Origin of the sequence: Paracoccus sp. MKU1, from assembly GCF_001447385.1 — a bacterium.
Taxonomy (GTDB): domain Bacteria; phylum Pseudomonadota; class Alphaproteobacteria; order Rhodobacterales; family Rhodobacteraceae; genus Paracoccus.
Window position 1 is genome coordinate 1 of the sequence record NZ_LLWQ01000179.1, and the last position, 17,255, is coordinate 17,255.

General features: G+C 63.9%; 15 protein-coding genes. 5 read left to right on the forward strand and 10 right to left on the reverse strand.

What is annotated here, in order from left to right; genetic code table 11:
• The 5 genes from AQY21_RS14145 to AQY21_RS14165 form a co-directional block, all read right to left on the reverse strand.
• Positions 1 to 240: DUF6117 family protein (locus tag AQY21_RS14145; protein WP_058098277.1), on the reverse strand; the 240-nt coding region annotated here is incomplete at its 3' end.
• A gap of 71 nt (positions 241 to 311) precedes the next feature.
• Positions 312 to 788: a hypothetical protein gene (locus AQY21_RS14150; protein ID WP_058098278.1), complete on the reverse strand. Its 477-nt coding sequence runs from the start codon at positions 786 to 788 to the stop codon at positions 312 to 314.
• Between the two features lie 98 nt (positions 789 to 886).
• Positions 887 to 3,037, reverse strand: coding sequence for a hypothetical protein (locus AQY21_RS14155; protein ID WP_058098279.1), 2,151 nt, complete (start codon positions 3,035 to 3,037; stop codon positions 887 to 889).
• Between the two features lie 123 nt (positions 3,038 to 3,160).
• Positions 3,161 to 3,556: a DUF2958 domain-containing protein gene (locus AQY21_RS14160; RefSeq protein ID WP_058098280.1), complete on the reverse strand. Its 396-nt coding sequence runs from the start codon at positions 3,554 to 3,556 to the stop codon at positions 3,161 to 3,163.
• Positions 3,553 to 4,509 carry an ArdC family protein gene (locus AQY21_RS14165; RefSeq protein WP_058098281.1) on the reverse strand — a complete coding sequence of 319 codons (957 nt, stop codon included), beginning with the start codon at positions 4,507 to 4,509 and terminating at the stop codon, positions 3,553 to 3,555. Before AQY21_RS14165 ends, AQY21_RS14160 begins: the two co-directional genes overlap by 4 nt.
• Positions 4,510 to 4,989: 480 nt before the next feature.
• Here AQY21_RS14165 and AQY21_RS14170 point away from each other — a divergent pair, with 480 nt between their 5' ends.
• Both AQY21_RS14170 and AQY21_RS14175 read left to right on the forward strand, forming a co-directional pair.
• On the forward strand, positions 4,990 to 5,904 hold the full coding sequence (locus AQY21_RS14170; RefSeq protein ID WP_058098282.1) for a hypothetical protein: 915 nt from the start codon (positions 4,990 to 4,992) through the stop codon (positions 5,902 to 5,904).
• Positions 5,889 to 9,191: a DEAD/DEAH box helicase gene (locus tag AQY21_RS14175; protein WP_058098283.1), complete on the forward strand. Its 3,303-nt coding sequence runs from the start codon at positions 5,889 to 5,891 to the stop codon at positions 9,189 to 9,191. The genes AQY21_RS14170 and AQY21_RS14175 overlap by 16 nt, the downstream gene beginning before the upstream one ends.
• A gap of 163 nt (positions 9,192 to 9,354) precedes the next feature.
• Here the strand turns inward: AQY21_RS14175 and AQY21_RS14180 are convergent, their stop codons facing one another.
• The 3 genes from AQY21_RS14180 to AQY21_RS14190 are packed head-to-tail and all read right to left on the reverse strand — an operon-like array spanning position 9,355 to position 14,823.
• Entirely contained in the window at positions 9,355 to 12,627 is a 3,273-nt protein-coding gene (locus AQY21_RS14180) for an error-prone DNA polymerase (protein ID WP_058098284.1), read from the reverse strand.
• Positions 12,624 to 14,147, reverse strand: coding sequence for a DNA polymerase Y family protein (locus AQY21_RS14185; protein ID WP_058098285.1), 1,524 nt, complete (start codon positions 14,145 to 14,147; stop codon positions 12,624 to 12,626). Before AQY21_RS14185 ends, AQY21_RS14180 begins: the two co-directional genes overlap by 4 nt.
• Entirely contained in the window at positions 14,062 to 14,823 is a 762-nt protein-coding gene (locus tag AQY21_RS14190; RefSeq protein WP_058098286.1) for an ImuA family protein, read from the reverse strand. Before AQY21_RS14190 ends, AQY21_RS14185 begins: the two co-directional genes overlap by 86 nt.
• A 112-nt stretch (positions 14,824 to 14,935) precedes the next feature.
• Here AQY21_RS14190 and AQY21_RS14195 point away from each other — a divergent pair, with 112 nt between their 5' ends.
• Both AQY21_RS14195 and AQY21_RS30215 read left to right on the forward strand, forming a co-directional pair.
• Complete coding sequence (locus AQY21_RS14195) at positions 14,936 to 15,652, forward strand: SOS response-associated peptidase (protein ID WP_238986787.1); 717 nt, start codon at positions 14,936 to 14,938, stop codon at positions 15,650 to 15,652.
• Positions 15,653 to 15,661: 9 nt separating this feature from the next.
• Positions 15,662 to 15,904, forward strand: coding sequence for a hypothetical protein (locus tag AQY21_RS30215; RefSeq protein ID WP_058098288.1), 243 nt, complete (start codon positions 15,662 to 15,664; stop codon positions 15,902 to 15,904).
• Here the strand turns inward: AQY21_RS30215 and AQY21_RS28710 are convergent.
• Entirely contained in the window at positions 15,889 to 16,188 is a 300-nt protein-coding gene (locus AQY21_RS28710) for a hypothetical protein (RefSeq protein WP_152988234.1), read from the reverse strand. The two genes, AQY21_RS30215 and AQY21_RS28710, sit on opposite strands and share 16 nt — an antisense overlap.
• Before the next feature lie 32 nt (positions 16,189 to 16,220).
• On the opposite strand from AQY21_RS28710, the gene AQY21_RS14205 reads away from it, so the two are divergent.
• A complete protein-coding gene (locus tag AQY21_RS14205; protein WP_152988235.1) occupies positions 16,221 to 16,766 on the forward strand; it encodes an abortive infection family protein in 546 nt (181 codons plus the stop codon).
• A gap of 303 nt (positions 16,767 to 17,069) precedes the next feature.
• On the opposite strand, the gene AQY21_RS29045 is transcribed toward AQY21_RS14205, so the two are convergent.
• On the reverse strand, positions 17,070 to 17,246 hold the full coding sequence (locus AQY21_RS29045; protein ID WP_161906020.1) for a hypothetical protein: 177 nt from the start codon (positions 17,244 to 17,246) through the stop codon (positions 17,070 to 17,072).
• Positions 17,247 to 17,255: the final 9 nt, after the last annotated feature.

The following is a 17,255-nucleotide window of genomic DNA, read 5'->3' on the forward strand; positions in this document are numbered from 1 at the left end:
CTCGACAAAGCCGGCAGGATCGTCGGGATCCGGCGGCAGATAGGCGTCATAGGGGTTGCCGCTTGCGAGATGGCCGAACGGCGTGAAGACGTAATCACCCCCGTCGCGGCCGACCGCGCACAGGACATAGCGTGTCTCACGGGTCGCGGCGTCGAGGCATTCCATAAGGGCGAGATTGCCGTCATCGGCAGCACGAAGCAGAGTGTCGAAGTTCGTTCGAACGGGATCGGGAATGGCCATTGTGTTCTCCTGAAACGAAGAAGGCCCGCCGTCACGGGACAAGCGGGCCGGATGAACGGGATCGGCGAACGTCACGCGGCAGCTCGACCCTCGACGGCGTCGGCGCCTGCCTCGTCGGCGGTGATCTCCTCGAGGCGCGCGCGGGTGTAGCCGTTCCTGGCTAGCCAGAGTTCGGCCGCCTCGTGGTTCTCCGCGAGGTGCAGCAATTCGACGTTCTCTCCGACATCCTGCACAACGCGGACTTGACCGATCTTCGGGCGTTCGATCACCCGGAAGCTCAGATCGCTGTCGATGCCGTAGCTGCGCATGACGGTGATAAGAATGATGCCGCCTTCGCCGAAATCGCCTTCATGCAGGGTGAAGGACGGCGTGGTCGTGTAGGTCGGGCGCTCGCGGCCCGGTTCCTTGCGCACGAGACGACCGGCCCCGTTGCGGGATTTCCACGCGGCGAGCTTCTTGGTGAAACGTGCGGGCGGCTTCGGCTGGCCGTCGCTGTAGGCCACGAGCGAGCCGAGCGGCACGATGTCGAAGATGAGGGAAGCGGACATGATCTTGCTCCTGAAACGAAAGCGGCCCGGCGAGATGCCGGGCCTTGAGATGGAAGGGATGGAATGCGGGGCGACGGAGGCCGCCCCGCTGATTCGCGTCACTCGGCGGCGACGAGGGCCTCCGGATCGTCGGCGGCCTCGGCCGTGTCCTCATGGCCACCGGCGAGGAAGTCGGGCAGCGCCACGCTGTCCTCGTCCTGATCGGTCGCGCCATCCACGGCCTGCGCCTCGATGGCGGGGCGCAGCGGCTCCGGCAGCCAGCCGGTATCGGCCAGGAGCCGTTCGGCCTCCTTCGCCATGTCGCCCTTCTTGAGATGCGCGATGAGATCGGCCGCGCGATCGCCGGCACCCTCGCGCACCGCCTCGATGATGCGGGTCTTGGTCACGCGGCCCAGATAGTTCTCGACCGTTGGCCTCCAGCCCGCTTCGACGAGGTCGAGGCCGGTGGCCTGCGCCAGCCGTTCGGCCTCGGCCATGCGGCGGTCGAGACCGTGCTGCGAGATGCCATTCCCCGAATAGGGGTTGGGCCGCTCGTAGAGCGCGTTGACGCCGAAACTGACGCAATGCGCAAGCAGCGCCAGGCGGCTGGCATCGTCGAGACCGTCGATCCAGTCCCAGAGCCGGTCGTCATCACCGGAGGGAATGTCCCCCCGCCAGGCGTCCGCGCGCTCGTCGATCATCTTCGCGGCGGCGCTGTCAGCGAGCCCGGTCGCATCCGTGGGAAGATAGATGTGACGCACGGCGGCATAGAGGCTGGTTCCCGAGGTGGCGGTGCGCTCGAAAGTATCGAGAACCAGCTTGTGCAGCAGCGCCGTCATGGCGACGCGCGGATTCTTGGCAAGCGCATTGCGCAGCGCCAGCGTCCGCCAGGCGGTCAGGTCGGTCACGAGTCGCTCGGGCAACGGCTTGACGGCATCGTCATCCTCTTCATCGGCGTCCGGGACGGGCTCGCCGCCGACGGTGATGACCGCGCGCTGCACCGCATCGGGATCGGACGGGTCCGCACCCTCGGTGGCATCCTCGCCATCGACGGTCTCGGGTTGTTCGTCCTCGGAGCGGACGTAGCCGTTGCTGACGATCAACTCGCCATCGCGGCCGATGCTGACGAAGACACCGGCACGAGCGATGTCTTCCGGCGCGAAGGTGACAGGCCGATTCTCGAAGGCTTCCAGCTCGGCTTCGATTTCCCCGAGCCGCTGATCGACCTCATCGGGCAGCTCGTCGGCTTCGGCATACTGCGCTTCGAGTTCGTCATACTCGTCGCGCAGCGCCTCTCGGGTGGCGCGTTCCTCGTCGGTCAGTTCCTGGGTCACGCCGACCAGCCTGCGCAACCCGTTGGTGTGGCCGTAGGGCAGCTCGACTGCCGCGTCGATCCACTTCCAGCCCTGACCGGCGATCTCGTCGGCGACGGTGCGCAGCTTCTCGTCGACCAGCCGGTCGAGAAGCGTGACGTCCTGCAACCAGCCGCCGTTCTCCTCGGAGAAGAGGTCGCGCAGCACCGGGCCACCCGCCGCATCGTAAGCGTCAACGCCAATGAAGCGGGCGCGCTTGTCGGCGGCCGGAACCGTGGTCTCGGTCAGCATGTTGCGGATCTGCCAGGGTTCCTTCTGCCACGACGTGCTGATGCGCTCCCAGACCTGCTGCTGGCGCTCGTGGTCGGGGTTGACGGTGAAGGCTTCCAGCATCGCCAGCGTCATCTCGTTGCGCGCATAGGCGTCGTGCAGCGTCGGCGCAACGGTGGCGAGGCGAAGACGCTGCATGATGTAGCGCGGGGTGGTCCGCCATGCGTCGGCGATCTCCTCCTTCGACATGCCCATGTCGAACATCCGCTTGAACGCCTTGAACTGGTCGAGCGGATGCAGGGCGAGGCGCAGCAGGTTCTCGGCCAGCGAGTCGTCCACGGCCGAGGTCTTGGCGTCGGCCTTCTTGACGATGCAGGGCACGAGCCCTTCGGCCGGGAAGCGACCGGCCTCGACAAGGCGCGCGATGGACCTGTAGCGGCGGCCGCCGGCCGGGGTTTCGAACTCGCCGGTCTCATTGCCGTCCTCGTCGAGGATGGCGCGGACATTGAGACCCTGCACGAGATCCTCGCGCCGGTCGATGTCATGGGTAAGTTCGTCCAGACCCGCCTCGACATCGGTCTCGCGGACATTGCTGTCCGACAGCCTGATGCGGTTGAACGGAATGTCGCGCGCCCGCGAAAAGACGATCATCGGGGCGACGGGCTTCTTCCTGGCAGCTTTGGCCATGGTGGTTTCTCCGCGACGGGCGGCCGGGAGCCTCTCTCTCGACCTCCAACCCGTCACGAAGCGAAGCGCCGCCCTCTTCCTCTGAAGAGCGCGACGCCAGGCCACAAAGCCGACAGCCGGAAATCAGGAATCCTGGCTTTCCGTATCTGCGGATGTGCAGGTGAATGCCGCACCGGCGCGGTAGAGGGCTCGCTCCGCCGCACGGATGCTGCCGGCTTCCCGCGCAGCCTCCGCCCAGACCGAGATCGGGAAATCCCCGGTGAAGAGCAGATCCCGCTCGATCCCCATGCCGAAGGGCAATCGGACCCTGCGCAGCTCTTCCAGGCTCCACGAGCCAAGTTCGGGGTAGCCGATATCGGCCAGGCCGAACATGATGTCGCCGCCCTGATCCAGCTCAGTGGCGAGCCAGACGCCCGCGCCGAAGGGGTTGAAGAATTTCACGACGGGGATGTGATCCACATCACGTTGGCGACCATTGGCCAGAAGCCGGTCGCGCTGTGTTCCGGTCAAAAGGATCATGCCGCGACCCTCCCTTCGATTGCAGCCGGAACCGGCTCCCCGGCATCTTCGTCGGGCAGATGCGACAGCAGCCAGTCGGCCGCCTTGCTGGCCTGAGAAGCTGCGCGGACGATGGCGCGGTTGTCCTCGCGCAGCACCTCCAGCCAGGAGCCGATATAGTCGGCATGGCGCACGGTCGGCACGATACCAAGCGAGGCGCAGCAGAATGCCGCGTTCATCTCGGCGACCAGCTCCTCGAAGGCGTATTTCTTCGTGCCGAAACTGCCCGAGAAATCCCGCCCCAGGCGCGAGGCATGGCCGGTGGCGTGCCCCATCTCGTGCAGCGCCGTCCGGTGCCAGTTAATCGGCTCGAAATAGGCGGCCGGCGGCGGCACCTGCACATAATCGAGTGCCGGCACATAGAAGGCGCGATCTCCGCCGATGCGGAAATCGATCCCGGTCGCGCGGATCAGTGCCTCGACCTTCGGCTCGATCATACCGGGCGGCGGTGGTGGCGCCTCCACGGCAATATCTTCTGGCAGGCCCTCGCATTGCGCGGTGTTGAAAACGGTGAAGCGCTTCAGGAACGGGACGCGTCCCGGTTCTTCACCGGTCTCGCGGGCTCGGCGCTTCTCGTCTTCCGGGGTGAAGCGGTCGGCATAGACGACCGTCGTGCCGTGCTCGCCCTTACGGACATTGCCGCCGAGGGCTGCCGCCTGGCGATAGGTGAGCCAATGCTGGGTCGGATAGCCGTTCTGGACCACGGCACCCCAGAGGATCAGCACATTGATCCCGGAATACTGCCGCGAGGTCGCGGCGTTTCGCGGCATGGCAAGCGGCGCTTTCGCCGCAGTCCCCCAAGGCTGGACCCAGGGAAGCCGTCCTTCCTCCAGCTCGGCGATGATCTTGCCGGTGATGTCGTCGTAAAGATTGCTGCGGGCGCCGCCTTCACGGGCGCGGTCCTGTCTGGCCATCGGGATGATCTCCGCGACGGGCGCCGGAGGCCACTCCTCCAGTCCTTAACCCGTCACGGAAAACCCGCCCGCACTCGAACTCTCAGGGGGCGTTGCGGGGTCTCCCCGCTGATGGGGGTGCGTCGGCAACGCAGTGCCGACCAGGGGGAAGGCTTTTCCCTGCCACCTGAGAATCTCAGCCATGATGAACCTTGTAGTCGTTCACTGCGCCTGCATAGTGTGACAGTCCGAACAGAGGCTTGAGCGATTGAAGGGGCGGAGAACGGACGTTCGTTGCCGTGAGCGCGAATGACCACAAACTTCCCGATGTTCCCGATCGCGAGCTACCCCTCGAGCCACTTCACAGAACAGATTGCTCGACTTGAAGTACGTTTCTCACGTAAAACCAAATAAAGTCATGTAGTTGTTGTCGCACATCCGCAGCACTGTCATTGAAAAGAACGCGCATGCAGCCGCCGCTGCTAAGAGAGTCTTAACCAGATGAACAAGGCCCATGAGATAGACAGCCCCGACAAGATAACCGTTTCGGCCGGGCCGGAGGCCGGAGTTGCGTCCCCAACGGCGATTTCGACGGCAGCGTGCAAGGTCAACGAGCACTGTGTCGGCGATCACTGGACGGTCGGTGATGTCAAGTTACTAGCGCGGCTCATAGCGATCATCGCGATGGGACAGGCGAAGCACGCGGCGCGAATTATCGCGGACCTGCAGCCAGCGGTTCCGGCCTTGACAATCGACGTGCTCCGTTCCGACGCGAAACAGCGTCTGACCGTGACCGGAGACACGCCGGAAAAGCAGGACGCTCACCGATGGCATCGCGACGGTCTGATCTTCGAGGCGATCTCCTGGATCGCCGCCCGACAGGGTGCTGCCGCCAACGTGCTCATGAGAGACCCGCACATCAGCGCGACGACACAGGGTCTTGACGGGCTCATGATCGAACTGGACGAAAAAGGTGAAACGGTCGTCCGCGCGACAATTCTCGAAGACAAATGTTCGAACGACCCCCGGCGAAAATTCAGAGACGAAGTTCTGCCTGCCTTCCGAAACTACCATGCGGGCAAAAGGGCTTCGGAGCTGGTGGCGGCAACATCTTCGCTGCTTGACGGCAGGATTCCCGACGAAGCGGTCATGGAGGCTGCAGGGCGCGTACTGGATATGGCATTCAGGGCCTACCGCGCCGGATTGACGATCAACCCTGACCACGACTCGGAGGCGGGACGCACAGCTTTGTTCAAAGGATATGAGGGGCTTGAAAAGATCACCGGGGCGCAGCGCATCGGGGCGACATTCCTGCCGCCTTCGGAACTGCGCACCTGGTTTGACGAGATTGCCGGTCGGGCGATCGCCTTCATTGACGTGCTCGGGGAGGACGATCACCAATGTTCGATCCGGTGACAGCGGAAATCATGCGTACTGCGCCAGCCTTGCCAGGCCTGAATCCTGCCGAGCTGCCGCAATTGCTTACAGCGCAGTATGCAGAACTGGCTGCCCGCAGAATGAGGCGCGTCGATGGCGCTGAAGAGGCGGCGGGTGACGGCGCTGCTGACGGCGAATGGCCTCTCGCCCGTATTGCCGACGCCTATGAGATCGTTGTGTCCGTCCGGCGTGATGCCGACCACCGCAGAGCGGCGGCATTCGTTGCCGGCACGGCGCATCAAATTCTGGCGCAGGACCTCGCGCAGACCGATGCTGCCGGGTCTGTTGCCATCATGGATCGGGATCGCATCCATCCGGCGATCGCGGCGGCGGTGCTTTTTCTGGTGGCCGAGCAGTATGCGGACGCCCACGAAGCCGCGCGCTTTATCAGGCCGGAAGATGGAGGGCAGGACTATGTCTGCACCATTCTGGCCGAAGATATCCGTGACCTGGCGCGCGGCAATTTCCAGAGCATTCTTGACCGCGCGCAGCGCCGTCCGGAGGGGTTCTTCTCCGGCGGACTGCTTGAACAGCGGGGGACAACGGCGCTCTTCGAGAGCCTTGTCGTCGGTGTCGAGTTGTTTGCTGCGGAAGTTCTGGCAGAAGATATGCCCGAGAAGGCGGCAGGGCGGTTCGACGGCGCAAGGGCGGCGTTCGCCCGCGTGTTGGCCCTCTCTTCGCTGGAGCACGGGCGCCTCGGCGATTTGTCCCAGAATTTTCAGACCACCTATCCGGGACCACGTCACCTCGCATCACTGCTGCTGGCAGCCTACGACTCCATTGCGGGCGCGGCGGTTACACGCCTGCAGCCGCCCAATGGTTCAGATCGGGATTATTGGCGAAGCTGGCTGAGGCATCGTGCGAATGCCACACCTTTCGCTTGGCCCAATCATAGGGAGGCCATAGCGAAAGGATTCCACGAGAGCGGCAAGTCCGCCGTGCTCGTTCTGCCGACCGGCGCGGGAAAAACGACGGTCTCTTGCCTGAAGATTGCTGCTGTACTGGCAAGCGGCAAGTCGGTTGTGTTCTTGGCTCCAACTCACGCGCTTGTGGATCAACTCACCGACGATCTGCAGAAGGTCTTCCCGGAATCGCTGGAAGGTTCGGTTGTTTCGAGCGATTTCGATCGCTTGTTCGCTCCCGGTACCAACTTCGAAAGCATCGAGGTCATGACGCCGGAGCGCTGTCTTGCACTTCTGTCATATTCGCCCGAGGCTTTTGAAAACGTAGGGCTGCTGGTCTTTGACGAATGTCATCTCCTCAGCCCCGTATCGAATCTCCGCCGGGCGTTGGACGGAATGTTCTGCGTCCTTGCCTTCAACAGCATCGCGCCGGAAGCCGATTTCCTTTTTCTTTCAGCGATGCTTGATAATGGCGCGGCATTCGCAGAGTGGATTGAAGAGCTCACCGGTCGGACCTGTGTTTTTGCCGATCCGCTTTGGAAGCCGAGCCGACAGGCGCGCGGCGTCCTGCTGTATGAGAGTGCCGCCATCGTGCAGATGAGACGCAACGCGATCGCCGTTCAGCGCGCGGAGGATGCCCGAAAGAAAAAGCGCGCAAAGCATCTGCGCAAACCAGCTGCCGAAGCGCTGCAATGCCCGCCGCATGCTCTCTTCGGGCTTCAGCACAACTGGCTGGCCGGTGCAGCGCCAAGCTGCACCCTGGCGGCCATTTCCGATGCGCCGGTCCCGTTAACCGGTAAGCTCAACCGGGATGGTTCGATCTATCTGACGCCGAATGTAAACAAGGTCGCCGCGCAAGTTGCGGCTGCTGCGGCGCGCAACGGCCTGAAAGGTATCGTCTTCGTCAACCGCAAGGATACTGCCGCGTCCACTGCGCGTGAAATCTCGGCGCTGCTGGGCGACCCGCCAGAGCAAACGCAAGATGAAGAAGAGCGATGGAAGGCGCTGGAGATCGAGCTTGGCGGGCTGGAACATGCGATCTTGGCCGGTCCCGCTGCCGCCGTGCCCCACAATGCGCTGATGCTCAGGCTGGAGCGCGATCTGGCAGAACGCTTGTTCCGCCGTGCCGACGGGGCAAAAGTCATCGTTGCTACACCGACGCTGGCGCAGGGTCTGAACCTTCCAGCTCATATTGCCATTCTTGCCGGGGACAAGCGCAGCGACCCGGACGAAGGAGGGCGTGAAGACCTGGAGGCGCACGAGATACTGAATGCTGCGGCCCGTGCAGGGCGCGCCGGTCACCTCGCCAACGGCATCGTGCTCCTGATCCCTGAAGTCGTGCTTCAATTCAGGCAAGGTAGGGCCTTCCCAAAAGGGGTGCTCGACAAGCTGAAGTCGGTACTGCCAGAGGACGACCGCTGCCTGTCCCTGAGCGATCCCCTGCAGACAATTCTTGATCGCATTAATGTGGCGGCTGCTGTCGATCCCGACGTCGAGTATGCCCTGAACCGCCTAGCCACTGCGGTCGCGCCTGAAGGCGCAGAAACCGAAGCAACGACGCGCTTTTCGATAGGACGATCACTGGCTGCCTTCACGGCCATAAGGATCAATCAGAAAGCGGGGTTCGATGCGAAAGTCGCGCGACTGAACGAGCTTATCGGCGAGAGAGCGAAGGAGGCCGATGATCAGGTCCTGGCGGAGCTTGCCACCCAGAGCGGCGCGCCGCTCGGCATCCTCAAATCGCTGCGGCAAAGGATCGAGGATCAGATTGAACGGCTACCCCAGACAATACCGGACTGGACGTCCTGGATCATCAACTGGCTTGCAGAGGATCAGGATGCGCGCGATGCTATTCTGATCCGTGATGGTAGAGCAATTCTCGGCGCTACCGGAAACAAGAAGGACGGACCGCTGACGGCCGACGCCGTAAGAAACCTCGAACCCGGCATTCTGGCCTGGCTATGCGGCGAACCCTTGCGCGAAATCGAAAGACAACTCGGCGGCGACCCCGCTGAAAAGGCGATTTGCCCGCGTGCCCGTGAGCTAGTCTCTCAGCTAGTGCCTCTCAGCCTTTCCTTCGCTGCCGGTCTAGCCGCGCGCACGGCAAGCGAGATACCTGCCGTCGCCGACGGAACGGCTACGCCGGTCTCTGTCATTGACTGCCTTGCAGCCGGGATCAGACGCGGCTTCGACACCCCGAACAAGCTCGCTTTTAGCGACATCAAGCGCGGCTTTCTGAGCCGCGTTCAGACGCATCAGGCCTATTCCGCCACTATCGAGCGTGAGCCAGAGATCTCAAACATGGAAGAGTACCCTGCGGTGGTGGATCGCATGCGGATGTATCTGCTGCTGGTCGACGACTGAGTGTAGCAGGCAAGTTTTCAAGCATCCCTGTTACCGTACGATCAATCTTGCTAAGGAAAGCAGAAGTTAGCCTCTGTGCGGTCGCGCGGCCGCAAAGAGCCGATTTCGTTTTCTGCAACTGCGGTCAATGCGAGGTTGCTGGGTGTCGTAAAGGTTCCGACCATTACCGAAAATCCCGCGTCTTTACCCTGATCGCGTCGACGTGCGGGTCGGGCACAGCCATACTGCACGCCCGCAGCCCCTTCGGTGGCTGACCGCGCAGATCAGGCGTCGGAGATTCTTGGTGGAGTTCGCATCCTCTGCCATCCGGCAGGAGGGCCGCCACGTCGCGTTGCCCAACGCTGGCCAAATCCCGCGACAGATCGACGATCCGATGGACAACGAGATGCACGACCTCGCCCTCGCGCTGAACGCGCCCCCTGACGGCAATCATGCTCGATGAGAGAATGGCCCGCCGATAGCACTCGAACACTTTCTGCCAGACCACGAGATTGGTGATGCCGGTCTCGTCCTCGATCGTGATGAACATGACGCCCTTGGCCGAACCAGGCCGCTGGCGGACGAGGACGATCCCCGCCGTCTCCAGCCAGCGGCAGTCGCGCGCGCCCATCGCCTCGGCGCAGGAGACCATGCGGCGCTTGCGCAGAGCCTCGCGCAGGAAGGCAACCGGATGGCGGCGCAGCGACAGGCCGGTATGGCTGTAATCCGCGACCACCTCGCCGCCAGCCGCCATCGGCCGCAGGGCGATGGACGGCTCCGATATCTCTGAAACCGTCAGGCCCTCGCGTGCCGAGGCTGCCGCAAACAGCGGCAGTTCCTCGTCGCGCAACCCCTTGATCGCCCAAAGCGCTTCGCAGCGCGCGAGGCCGAAGGGCGGGCGGAAACCGTCGGCCTCGGCAATGTGGACCAATGCGGCGACCGGAACCCCGGCCCGCCGCCAGAGATCCTCGACCGAGGCAAATGGCTGATCGGCACGGGCGGCGACAATCGCCGCCGCATGGGCATTGGCAAGCCCCTTGACCATGCGCAGGCCAAGCCGAACCGCAAAGCGCGCCTCGTTGCCGGTCGGCTCCAGCGTGCAATCCCAGCGGGAGGCATTGGCGCAGATCGGGCGCAACTCGACGCCATGGTCGCGCGCATCGCGCACGATCTGGGCCGGGGCATAGAATCCCATCGGCTGGCTGTTCAGTAGCGCGGCGCAGAAGGCATCGGGATGCCAGCATTTCAGCCAGGCCGAGGCATAGGCGATCAGCGCGAAACTTGCCGCATGGCTTTCGGGAAAGCCGTAGGAGCCGAAGCCCTCCAACTGCCGGAAGGTGCGTTCGGCAAAGTCCTGTTCATAGCCCTTGGCAACCATGCCCGAGATCAGCTTGTCGCGGAATTTCGAGACGCCGCCGGTGTGCTTGAATGTGGCCATGCTCTTCCTTAGCATATCGGCCTCACCGGGGGTGAAGCCCGCGCATTCAATGGCGACGCGCATCGCCTGTTCCTGAAACAGCGGCACGCCGAGGGTCTTGCCCAGCACCTTCTCCAGTTCGGGTGTCGGATAATCGACCTCTTCCAACCCCTCGCGGCGGCGCAGATAGGGATGGACCATATCGCCCTGGATCGGGCCAGGCCGGACGATGGCGACCTGCACCACCAGATCGTAATAGGTGCGCGGCTTCAGGCGCGGCAGCATGGACATCTGCGCCCGGCTTTCGATCTGGAAGGTTCCCAGCGTGTCCGCCTTGCGGATCATCGCATAGGTGCGCGGATCTTCGGCCGGGATCGTCGCCAGATCAAGGGCGATGCCCTTGTGTTCCACGATCAGATCCAGCCCCTTGCGCATGCAGGTCAGCATCCCCAGCGCCAGCACATCCACCTTCATGAAGCGCAAGGCGTCGATGTCGTCCTTGTCCCATTCGATGATCTGGCGATCCGCCATGGCGGCGGGTTCGATCGGCACCAACTCGTCCAGCCGGTCATGGGTCAGGACAAAGCCGCCGGGATGTTGCGACAAATGCCGCGGCGCCCCGCGAAGCTGGGCGGCCAGATCAAGGGTCAGGCGCAAACGCCGATCCTCCGGGTTGAGGTTCAACTCACGAAGCTGCTGATCGTTGACACCGGTCTCGGACCAGCCCCAGAGCTGGCCGGAGAGTGTCTGGATCAGATCCTCGGGCAGCCCCATGGCCTTGCCGACATCGCGCAGCGCGCCCTTGGAGCGATAGCGGGTCACGGTGGCGGTCAGCGCGGCCCGGTCACGGCCATAGTTCTCATAGACCCATTGGATGACTTCCTCACGGCGTTCGTGCTCGAAATCGACGTCGATATCCGGCGGTTCGCGGCGTTCCTCGGAGACGAAGCGCTCGAACAGCAGATCGTTGCGGCCGGGGTCGATGGCGGTGATGCCGAGAACATAGCAGACGGCGCTGTTCGCCGCCGATCCCCGCCCCTGACAGAGAATGCCGCGCGACCGGGCAAAGCGGACGATACTGTTCACGGTCAGGAAATAGGGCGCGTAATCGAGCTTGCCGATCAGGGTCAGCTCATGGCGCAACGCCGCCGTCACCTCATCCGGCACGCCCTCGGGGTAGCGGTTGGCCGCGCCCTGCCAGGTCATCCGCACCAGTGTTTCCTGCGGGGTCAGTGCGGGATCGTCGCGTTCCTCCGGATATTGATAACGCAGCTCATCCAGGCTGAAGCGGCAACGGTCGGCGATCTCGATGGTGCGGGCCAGCGCCTCGGGCCAGCGGGCGAAGAGCCGGCGCATCTCGGCGGGCGGCTTGAGATAGCGGTCGGCATGACGCTCACGGCGAAAGCCCAGCTGGTCGATGGTGGTGTTGTGGCGGATCGCAGTGACCACATCCTGCAGCATCCTCCGGCCAGGCTCGTGGAACAGCACGTCATTGGTCACGACGGTCGGCACGCCGATCCGCTGCGCCAGTTGCGAAAGCTCCCAGAGCCGCATCTGGTCGTTGGGCCTGCGGCGCAGGGTCAGCGCCAGATAGGCCCGGTCGCCGAAGGCATCGCGCAAACGGCGCAATCGGAAGCCGCAGTATTCATCGGCATCATCCGGCACCAGCACCGCGATCAGCCCTTCGCCATAGGCGGTGAGATCGGCCCATTCCAGGTGGCACTTGCCCTTGCCGGCCCGGCCCTTGCCAAGCGTCAGCAGCCGGCAGAGCCGGGCATAGGCCGCTCGGTCGGTCGGATAGACCAGCACCGACATGCCGCAGGCGAGATCGAGGCGGCAGCCAACGATCAGCCGGATGCCGGTTGCCTTCGCCGCCTCATGGGCGCGAACGATGCCCGCCAGCGAATTGCGATCCACCACCGCCAGCGCCTCGATCCCCATCGCCGCCGCCGTCGCGAACAATTCCTCGGCCGAAGAGGCCCCGCGCAGAAAGGAAAACTGCGTGGTGACCTGCAATTCGGCATAGCGGGGCGCATTCATCCGAAAACCCCGTGCAGGAACCAGCGATGCGATCCGGTGGCGACATCCTCGCCGTCACCGGCGCGGAAGATCCAGAAGCGTTCGCCAGCGTCATCCTCGATGCGGAAATAATCCCGCACCGCGACCAGCTCGGCATCGCGCTTCCACCATTCCCCGAAGACCCGCTCGGGGCCATCGGCCCGGCGCACCCGCCGCCGCACGCCGCGCCACGAGATCCAGTTCGGCGGATCGTCGGGCAGCAGCGCCATGGTCTCGATCGGATCGGGACGGGGCAACAGCCGCGAGGGGCGCGGCCAGTGATCGGGCCAGCCCGCGCCGGTCTCTTCCGCCAGGGCCGGAATGCGGCAGACGGATCGCTCGGGCACATCGCTGGCCACCGGCGCGAAGCGATAAATCGCGCGGGCGCCGACCCGGTTGGCGAGCGTGTCGATCAGGCCTGACAGGTCAGGCTCGGGCGCCTCGATCAGGTGGCTCACGGCCTGGCGCTCGGTCATGGGTTCCGCCAGCGTGGCCGTCAGCGTCATGATCTCGATGCCGAGGCCGGGGTCGATGGTCTCGATCTTGTCGCAGAGCAGCCGGGTCAGGCGCTGAGGGTCGCGCACCGGCCGCGCGAGGCCGATGCGGACGGTCTCGACACGGCTGTCTATCCGGTGGCAGAGCAGGTCGAGGCGGCGCACGCCGAGGCCGCGGACCTCCAGCGCCTCGCAGAGCGTTGCGACCAGCTTTCCAATATAGCGGGCGATGGTCTCAGCGGCGGCGATGGGTTCGGCAAAGCTGCGCCGCGCCTCGATCATGTCCTCGGGGCGCAGCGGCTCGATGGGTTCGGCGCTGTTGCCCAGGGCCTGATCCAGCCGACGGGACAGTTCCGGCCCGAAGCGCAGCGTCAGGGGCGCGCGGGGCTGGCCGATCAGATCGCCGATCCGGGAAAACCCCAGATCGCGCAGGCCAGCCGGGATCGCGGGCGACAGCCGTAGAGCCTCCAGCGGCAGCGGCGCGAGCATGTCGATGCTGGCCCCCGGCATGGCGATCAGCACCGGATTGGACCCATAGCGCGCCAGCGCATGGGCCGCGCCCCAGGTGTCGGCAATGGCGGCCCGTGCAGACACACCCGACAAGGTGAGCCGCCCGATCAGCGCATCGAGCATCGCCGCATCGCCGCCATGCAGATGATCCGCGCCGGTAGAGTCGATCACGATCCCGTCCGGCGGATCGACCGCCACAATCGGCGCGATCCGTTGCAACACCCAGAGCGCGAGGCGCTCCAAGCTTTCGGCATCGGCTTTTGGGTCGGCGGGTTCAATCACCAGTCCCGGCACCAGCGCCTGCGCCTTGGTGACGGGCATGCCGACCCGCAGGCCGAGCGCCTGCGCGGTCGCGTCGACCGCCGTCACGATACGGCGGTTACGATCACGTCCTGCAATGATGAGCGGCACCTCAACTGGCGGCGCTGTGTCGCCGGCCTTCCGCCGCAGCCGGTCTGTCGGCCATGTCGGCAGGAAGACCGAGATGACCCGAGCCATCGCACGCCTCCAGTTCGATATCGAGGGATTCTCCCGCCCGCGCCCGGATCAGTTCGATCAGCCAGCGCGCGCGACCGACGCCGGGCACGGGCAAAGGCCGGGACGGCAGCACCGAGATCCGCCAGCGGGTCATCGCCGCCGTCGGCTGGCCGAAATCGCTGGCCTCGGCCTGCCGCCGCCAGCGGCGCAGGGCGAGGCCGATGGTGCCGCTTTCCTTGGCGGCCAGGTGCAGCCGCCGCGAGGCGGTCATCGGCAGCCGGGCAATATCGGCGACCACCGCGCCCAGCCCACCGTGCCGCAGGCCTTCCTCCATGCAGGCCAGGACCGACTTGTCATCGCCGGCCTCGACATGGATGACGCGATCGGGCGGCAGGCCGGCCTGTTCCAGGCCCGGCGCGAACAGATCCTGCTGGGCGACGCACCACAGCACCTTGCCTTGGGTCCGCGCGGCGATCCCGGCCACGAAACAGGCCGCCGCCGCGCCGTCCACGGCGCCGTTGCCGCCGCCCGCAACCTCATGCAGACAGCCAAGAGCCAACCCACCACCGGGCAGTTTGCGGTCCAGAGACGGAACGCCGAAGGGCAGCACTTCCCGCGCGCGAGCGCCATCACCTTCAAGCTGCGCGATTCGCACACGAAGGGCCGCAATGGCTGGACTGATGGCGAGCTCGTGCATCTGGAAGGCAGGCTCCGGATCTTCTCAAGGGCAAATCCTGTCGTTATGTTCTTTGTTTGTTCTAGTGCGCGGCGGGAGTCAATCTGAGTCTCGTAAGATGTGATCGGAAGCCTTGCCGGAACTTCTGGCGTATGATGGCCGCAAAATCGGAGAAGCGGGTTTGTGCAATCTCTACAATCTGACCACCAACCAGCAGGCGATCCGGGATTTCGTGGCGCTCATCCACGACAGTATCGGCAATCTGGAACCGATCCTCGACGTCTATCCCGACCGGCCCGCGCCGGTCGTGCGCAAAACCGATGGCGGGCTGGAGCTTGCTCGCCTTACATGGGGAATGCCCACGCCGGTCGAGCATCTGAAGACCCCGGACGCGCCTGACACCGGCGTCACCAATGTTCGCAAGACCTGGATACGGCACTGGCAACAGTGGCTCGGGGTTGAGCACCGTTGCGTCGTCCCGGCGACGGCGTTCTCGGAATACGGGCAGGTGCCTGATCCGGTGACGAAGCGCAAACCACTCTACTGGTTCGCGCTCGACCAGGCGCAGCCCCTGTTCTTCTTCGCCGGGATCTGGACCCGATGGGAAGGGACGCGCGGATCGAACCGCACGCCGAGACCGGGCGAACATGAACTCTTCGCTTTCCTCACCACTGATGCCAACGAAGTGGTGAAGCCGATCCATCCCAAGGCAATGCCAGTGATCCTGACCAATTCCGACGAGGTGGAGGTCTGGCTGACGGCCGACTGGCGCGAGGCGAAGGCCCTGCAACGACCTTTGCCCGCCGATCGGCTGGAAGGTATCGAAAAACCGGCAACTCCGACAGGTTGACGACGAAGCATGTCGGGATCGGGAGAACAGATCGGGGAGGCCGCCGAGCCAGACAGGAATATCGGCAAGATCATCCATGTGGATATGGATGCGTTCTATGCCTCGGTCGAGCAGCGCGACAAGCCGGAGTTGCGGGGCAAGCCGGTCGCTCCTAACCTAGCGCAGCTTCGGTCGAGTTCGAGATGTCAAGCGGCGGTACGTGCCCTCTCGAAGTTGCGCGACCTGTACCCCTCGGACTATCTTGAGGAATGATGCAAAGCACCGCTCCAGATCCCAATAAGCAACCGGAAATACTCGGTCGAACACGCCGGCTGACGCCGCAGCACAGAATCACCTTCGACCAGATATTTCACAGTGGTGGTGGCTACGTTCTGAATTTCTCTGACCGGACCATGGGTGAATGGTTTGAAGAATTCTTCGATTTCAATATTTTTGACGAACGTTATCAGATCGAGGGCGATAGCAAGGGCAAGACGCTGAGGGGTTTTATCGAGGTCGCCGAGCCACGCCTCGTTGCTCGCGTCCTTCGCGCGCACTATGGGACTATCGTTGTAGCCTGGACGGTTTCGTGGAAGACAATTCCGATCAGGAGACGCGACTCAAGATGTGGCTCGAACAGTTCACCAACGAGTTGGAGAACTCCTCATCGCTTAATCTGGACGAGGCGTTCAAGGACTTCTCGAGCGATACGACTTTGCCCAAGCTACGAGCGTCGATCGCTGGGGATCTGATCGGCAACAAGCCTGATGTGGCACTCGATCGCATACACACATACTGCGTGAAGCGGTTCCGTGCACTGCTAGCGGATCGAGGTATGCCGTGCGATCCATCGACACCACTACACGCCATTTTCGGTGCATATGGCAAAGCGGTGCGAGATGAAGGTGTAGTGAGCCAATTTGCACTACCGACCCTGCGCGTTCAGCATAAGCTCTTTGAAGGTCTCAATGACGCGCGCAACAAGCGCTCTTTCGCGCATGACAACGACCTCCTTGCTGTTTCGGAGGCGCGGTTCATCGTCGATTGCGTATTGGCATCGCTTTCCTTCATCGAACGGATCGAGGCCGACCGGGACTCAGCAAACACCACTTCGGACAACGAGATTCCGTTCTAGAATTGCCCTTCTTGCTCGGGGTCAGGCCACCTGGTCCAACTGTCGACCCAGCCAAGTATTGCAGCTGCCCCCTGCCCGCATTAGACTGACCTCAGGACATGGCTGGAACGTCGCGCTGTGCGAGCAGATGTTCAAATCTCCTGGCGAGCCGCAAATTCGCACATCGTCGCGCCAGTATTTTTGCGACGCCATGCTGCTCAGGACTACGCCAATGCCCGACCCAGCCCTCCATTCCCCGCCGAACGCCGCCGGGCGCTTCTCTGTAACGCATTGGAAATGCTGCGTAGTCTCTGTGCAGGCTCTTCAGGGATCGGCACGGGAATGGCACGGCAACGACAAACCACCGCATCGAAGCTTCGGCTGGTCACCGAGACCACCGATGAAGCCGTTGCGCGCGTTGCTGGCACCCGCAACCCCGACCCCCGCCTCGCCGATCTCGTCCGGCAACTCGCCCGGCAGGCTGCGGGCGATTTCGTCCAACAGGAGACG